This is a genomic window from Nocardia sp. TBRC8007 (assembly GCF_056629435.1).
The window spans coordinates 1-5,560 of record NZ_JBWSOR010000064.1 but is presented as its reverse complement, the minus strand read 5'-3'; the positions used below and the strand labels follow the sequence as shown (position 1 = coordinate 5,560).

Below are 5,560 nucleotides of genomic sequence, written 5' to 3'. Positions count from 1 at the left end.
GCGGGTCGATGAGCAGGTGAAGATCCGGGGGTTTCGGGTCGAGCCGGGGGAGGTGGCGGCGGTGTTGGGGTCGCATCCGGCGGTTTCGCAGGCGGTGGTCGCGGCGCGGGAGGCGGTCGGGGTGGGGGCGGGTACACAGTTGGTGGGGTATGTGGTCCTCGACCGGTCGGGTGTGGTGGGGGAGGGGGAGTTGGTCGAGCAGTGGCGTCGGGTGTACGACGACCTGTCCGCCGGGGCGGGGGATGCCGATCGTGCCGGGGCCGGGGTGGGGTTCGGTGAGGATTTCGGAGGCTGGAACAGCAGTTATTCCGGGGCGCCGATCCCGGTGGAGCAGATGCGGGAGTGGCGGGCGCGCACGGTCGAGCGGATCCGCCGCCTGGGGGCGGGGCGAGTCCTCGAGATCGGTGTCGGGTCGGGGCTGTTGTTGTCGCAATTGGCGCCGGAGTGTCGGGAGTATTGGGCGACGGACCTGTCGGTGACGACGGTGCGGACGCTCGATCGGCGATTGGCCGCGCTGCGGGCGGAGTGGACCGAGCGGGTCTTCCTCCACACGGCCGCGGCTGACGATCTCGCGGGTCTGCCCGAGGGCTATTTCGACACTGTCGTGGTGAATTCGGTGGTCCAGTACTTCCCCGGCCACGTCTATCTGCGGCGGGTCGTCGAACAGGTGCTGCGCCTGCTGGCGCCCGGTGGGGGATTGTTCGTCGGTGACGTGCGGAACCTGTCGCTGTTGGAGGAGTTCACCACCGCCGTGCAGCTCGCGCGTGGTGGGGGCGCGGACCCGCGGGCGGTGCGGGAGCGGGCCCGTCGAGACATCGCCGCGGAACAGGAGTTGCTCGTCGCGCCGGAGTACTTCCGGGCGTTGGCCAACGAGATCGACGATATCGGCGCGGTGGATATCGAACTCAAAACAGGCTTGTCGGTCAACGAGTTGACCCGCTACCGCTACGACGTGGTCATCCGCAAGCACCCGACCGAAGTACTGTCGCTGGCGGAGGTGCCCCGAATCCGGTTCACCGACCACACCATCGAATCCTTGGCGACCTTGCTGCGTACCCGGCACGGCGGTTGCCTCCGGGTCCTGGGCATCCCGCACCTCGGACTAGCCGACGAAGTCCACGCCGGCCACGAGATCCGTTCGGGCCGTCCCCTCGACATGAGGGATGGCCTTGTAGGTCGCGAAACCACCTTGCGGGCGCTCGCTGAGCGAGTCGGTGCCACCGCCTCCGGTGACCGCTGCGAAGGTCTTGTTCCGGAGGATCTGCATGTCCTCGGTGCGGGGCTGGGTTTCACCACTGCGGTGACGTGGTCGACGCACGTGGGGTGTATGGACGCGGTGTTCGTGGACTCCGCGCTCGCGCGAGGCAAGCAGCTGACCGATGTGTTCCTGGCATCGGCGACATTGAAAGACCCCGCTCGCTACACCAACAATCCGCAGGCGAGCTTGCTGCTGGCGGATGTGCGGCGGTTCGTGGCCGATCGGCTGCCCGAGTTCATGGTCCCGGCTGCGGTGATATCGGTCGAGGCGATGCCGTTGTCCCCGAACGGGAAGCTCGACCGTGCGGCGTTGCCGGACCCGGAATTCGCCTCCGGGGCGGAGTATCGGGCGCCGCGCACGGAGCGCGAACAGGTGTTGGCGGAGCTGTTCGGGGAGGTCCTCGGGGTGGACCGGGTGGGTATCGATGACGGGTTCTTCGAGCTGGGTGGGCATTCGCTGCTGGCGACGCGGTTGGTGAGCCGGATCCGGTCGGTGTTGGGGGTGGAGGTCCCGATCCGGGTGGTATTCGACGCCCCCACCGTCGCAGCCCTGGTCGCCCGGCTCGACGACGGTGCGGCGGTGCGGCCGGTGTTGACGGTGGCAAAGCGCCCGGAGTTGTTGCCGGTGTCGTTCGCGCAGCGGCGGTTGTGGTTCATCCATCGGTTCGAGGGGTCTTCGGCGACCTACAACATGCCGCTGGGGATGCGGCTGACGGGCGCGGTGGATGTGGCGGCGTTGCGGGCGGCGCTCACCGATGTGGTGGGGCGGCACGAGAGCCTGCGGACGGTGTTCGCCGAGGTGGACGGTATCCCGGTGCAGCGGGTCCTCGAGGCCGGCCAATTCGAGGTGCCGGTGTCGGTGTCCGAGGTGGCGGACGTGGACGTAGAGGCGGCGGTGGCCGCGGCGGCGCGGTACGAGTTCGATCTGGCCTCGCAGATCCCGGTACGGGCCAGTGTGTTGCGTTGCGCGCGCGACGAGTACGTGCTGATGCTGCTGGTGCACCACGTCGCTGGGGACGGGTGGTCGTTGGCGCCGTTGTTGCGGGATCTGGCGACCGCCTACACCGCGCGCACACACGATCGGGAGCCGGGGTGGGCGCCGTTACCGGTGCAGTACGCCGACTACACGCTGTGGCAGCGGCAGCTGTTGGGCGAGGCGTCCGATCCCGACAGTGTGTTGTCGCGGCAGCTGGCGTATTGGCGGGACGAGCTGGCCGGGCTGCCCGAACAGCTGTCGTTGCCGACCGACCGGCCGCGGCCGCGGGTGGCCAGCTACCGCGGTGACACCGTGGCGGTGGTGATCGACGCCGAGACCCGGGCGCTGCTGCAACAGCTGGCGCGGCGGGAGGACGCGACGGTGTCGATGGTGCTGCAGGCGGGATTGGTGGTGTTGCTGTATCACCTGGGTGCGGGGACCGACATTCCGCTCGGGACGCCGATCGCCGGGCGTACCGACGAGGCGTTGACCGAGCTGGTCGGGTTCTTCGTCAATACGTGGGTGTTGCGGGCACACCTCACCCCGGCGGGTTCGTTCACCGACCTGCTCGGGCAGGTACGGGAGAAGGCGCTGGCAGCCTACGCCAACCAGGACGCACCGTTCGAGTTGCTGGTCGAGCTGCTCAACCCGGTCCGCTCCACGGCCCACCACCCACTGTTCCAAGTATCACTGGCATTCCAGAACAACACCCTGCCCGTGATCGACCTACCCGGAATTGCTGTCGAGCCGTTGGACACTTTGTTGGAGTCTTCGCGCTTCGACCTGACCTTCCATGTGGTCGACTCGACTGCGACCGCAAGCTGGAACGGGTTCGTAGAGTTCGCGACCGATCTGTTCGACCGGGCGACGGTCGAGGCGCTCGTAGCCCGGTACGTGCGGGTGTTACGGCAGGTGGCGGCCACCCCGGCGACGGCGGTGGGTGCAGTGGACGTGCTCACCGCCGCCGAACGCGAGCAGCTGCTGAGAGGGTGGAACGACACCACCGTGGCGGTCGATACCGACACCACCCTGGTCGGGCTGATCGAGACACAGGTGCGGCGGTCCCCGCAGGCGGTGGCGGTGGTGTGCGCCGGTACGGAACTGACCTACCGCGACCTCGACAGCCGCGCCGACCGGCTGGCGCGTCAGTTGATCGCGCGGGGGGTGGGACCCGACGATGTGGTGGCGGTGGCGTTGCCGCGGTCGGCGGAGCTGGTCGTGGTGTTGCTGGCGGTATGCAAGGCCGGGGGCGCCTACCTGCCGGTGGACCCCACCTACCCACACGACCGGCTGGCGTTCATGCTCACCGACGCGGCCCCGGTGATCGTGGTGACCGACCGGGCCACGGCCGCGTCGCTGCCCGCGACCACGGCGGAAACACTGTGCGTCGATGCTCCGGACATCCTCACCGGCGCCCCCAGCGCGGCCGCTGCGACCGACGCCGACCGGCGCGGTCGGCTGCGTCCGGGCAATCTGGCGTATCTGATCTACACCTCCGGCTCTACCGGAGTGCCCAAGGGCGTCGCCATCACCCACCACAACGTGGTCAACAATGTTGTCGCGGTGGGGCCACTGCTGGGGGACGGCCCCACCCGGGTGTTGGCGAGTACCTCGACGGCGTTCGACGTCTCTGTCCTGGAAATATTCCCGACCCTGTGCGGGGGCGGGACGGTGGAGGTGGTGCGGGATGTGCTGGTCCTCACCGAACAGGACGGATGGTCCGGTGGCGTGATCAGCACGGTACCGTCGGCGTTCGCCGAAGTGCTCACCCACCCCGCCTTACGCATCACCGCCGACACCATCATCTTCGCCGGTGAGCCGTTGACACCGCAGATCGTGGAACGGACCAGGGCCCTGCTACCAGGGGTACGCGTCATCAACGGCTACGGACCCACCGAGACGTTCTATGCGACGGCCTGCACGGTTTCGAGTGAGGTCGAAGCGACAATCCCGATCGGCGCCCCTTTGGGGAATACGCGGGTGTATGTGCTGGATTCGTGGTTGCGGCCGGTGCCGGTGGGGGTGGCGGGGGAGGCGTATGTGGCCGGTGCACAGCTGGGACGCGGCTATCACGGACGGGCGGGGCTGACGGCGGCACGGTTCGTGGCCGATCCGTTCGACGCGGCCGGTGGGGGCCGGGTGTACCGGACCGGGGACGTGGTGCGCTGGACCGCGGCGGGAGAGCTGGAGTTCGTGGGTCGGGTCGATGAGCAGGTCAAGATCCGGGGGTTCCGGGTCGAGCCGGGGGAGGTGGCGGCGGTACTGGGGTCACATCCGGCGGTGACGCACGCGGTGGTCGAGGCTTGTGAGCAGGTTGGGCCCGGTTCGGGTAAGCGGCTGGTTGGGTATGTGGTGGCCGACAGCGCTACCGACGGTGGGGTCGATGGCGCAGTGTTGCGGCGGTTCGTGGCCGACCGGTTACCCGATTTCATGGTCCCGGCCGCGGTGGTGGTACTCGAGGCGATGCCGTTGACGCCGAACGGGAAACTGGATCGTCGGGCGTTGCCGGATCCGGAGTTCTTCTCGGGTGTGGAGTATCGGGCGCCGCGGTCGGATCGTGAGCGAGTGTTGGCGGATCTGTTCGGTGAAGTACTCGGTGTGGACCGGGTGGGTATCGATGATGGTTTCTTCGATCTGGGTGGGCATTCGTTGCTGGCGCCGTTGCTGGTGAGCCGGATCCAGTCGGTGTTGGGTGTCGAGGTTCCGATCCAGGTGGTGTTCGAAGCGCCGACTGTCGCGGAGCTGGTCTCGCGGCTCGATGACGTATTGGATGGACCTATGGTGGGGCTGTAGCGCATGTGACAGCATGCGAACTACTGGCAGAGGGCGTGCAGTGGCATTTCTTGGACTTAGAGTTCCTAAGACGGTGTCTTACGTGGTTGTGATTCGTTTACGTTGCGCCGGAATCGGCTGTGCTGCATGATGTTCGACTCGCGGTCGATGAGTTGTCGAAACGTCTCGTCCCGGACGAATTGTGGGCGCTGGTCGAGCTATTGCTTCCGCAGTTCACGCGATGTCCGCAGGGTGGTGGCACTGCCCCGGCCGATGAACGTGCGGTGTTCACTGCGGTGGTGTTCGTGCTGACCAACGGTTGTGCGTGGCGGATGCTACCGCTCTCGTTCGGGTCTCGGTACCGACGGCACACCGCGGGTTCAGCGTGTGGACCAAGGCTGGTCTGTGGCGGCGTTTACTCAACGTCGGTCTGGACGAATTCGGTGGCCGAGGCTTGATCGACTGGTCGCGGGTGGCGATCGGCGCAGCGAGTGTTCGGGCGAAAAGGGGCTCTTCTGGCCTATGCGTGAGTGCGGTCGGGTAGTTCGGGGCGGT

The 5,560-nt window shown here is 67.6% G+C and carries 2 protein-coding genes; both read left to right on the top strand.

The window, feature by feature from the left end; genetic code table 11:
* Positions 1-16: 16 nt before the first annotated feature.
* Entirely contained in the window at positions 17-5,026 is a 5,010-nt protein-coding gene (locus ACX4ZE_RS22405; protein ID WP_480275446.1) for an amino acid adenylation domain-containing protein, read from the top strand.
* 119 nt (positions 5,027-5,145) lie between these two features.
* A complete protein-coding gene (locus ACX4ZE_RS22400; RefSeq protein WP_480275445.1) occupies positions 5,146-5,463 on the top strand; it encodes a transposase in 318 nt (105 codons plus the stop codon).
* Positions 5,464-5,560 lie beyond the last annotated feature (97 nt).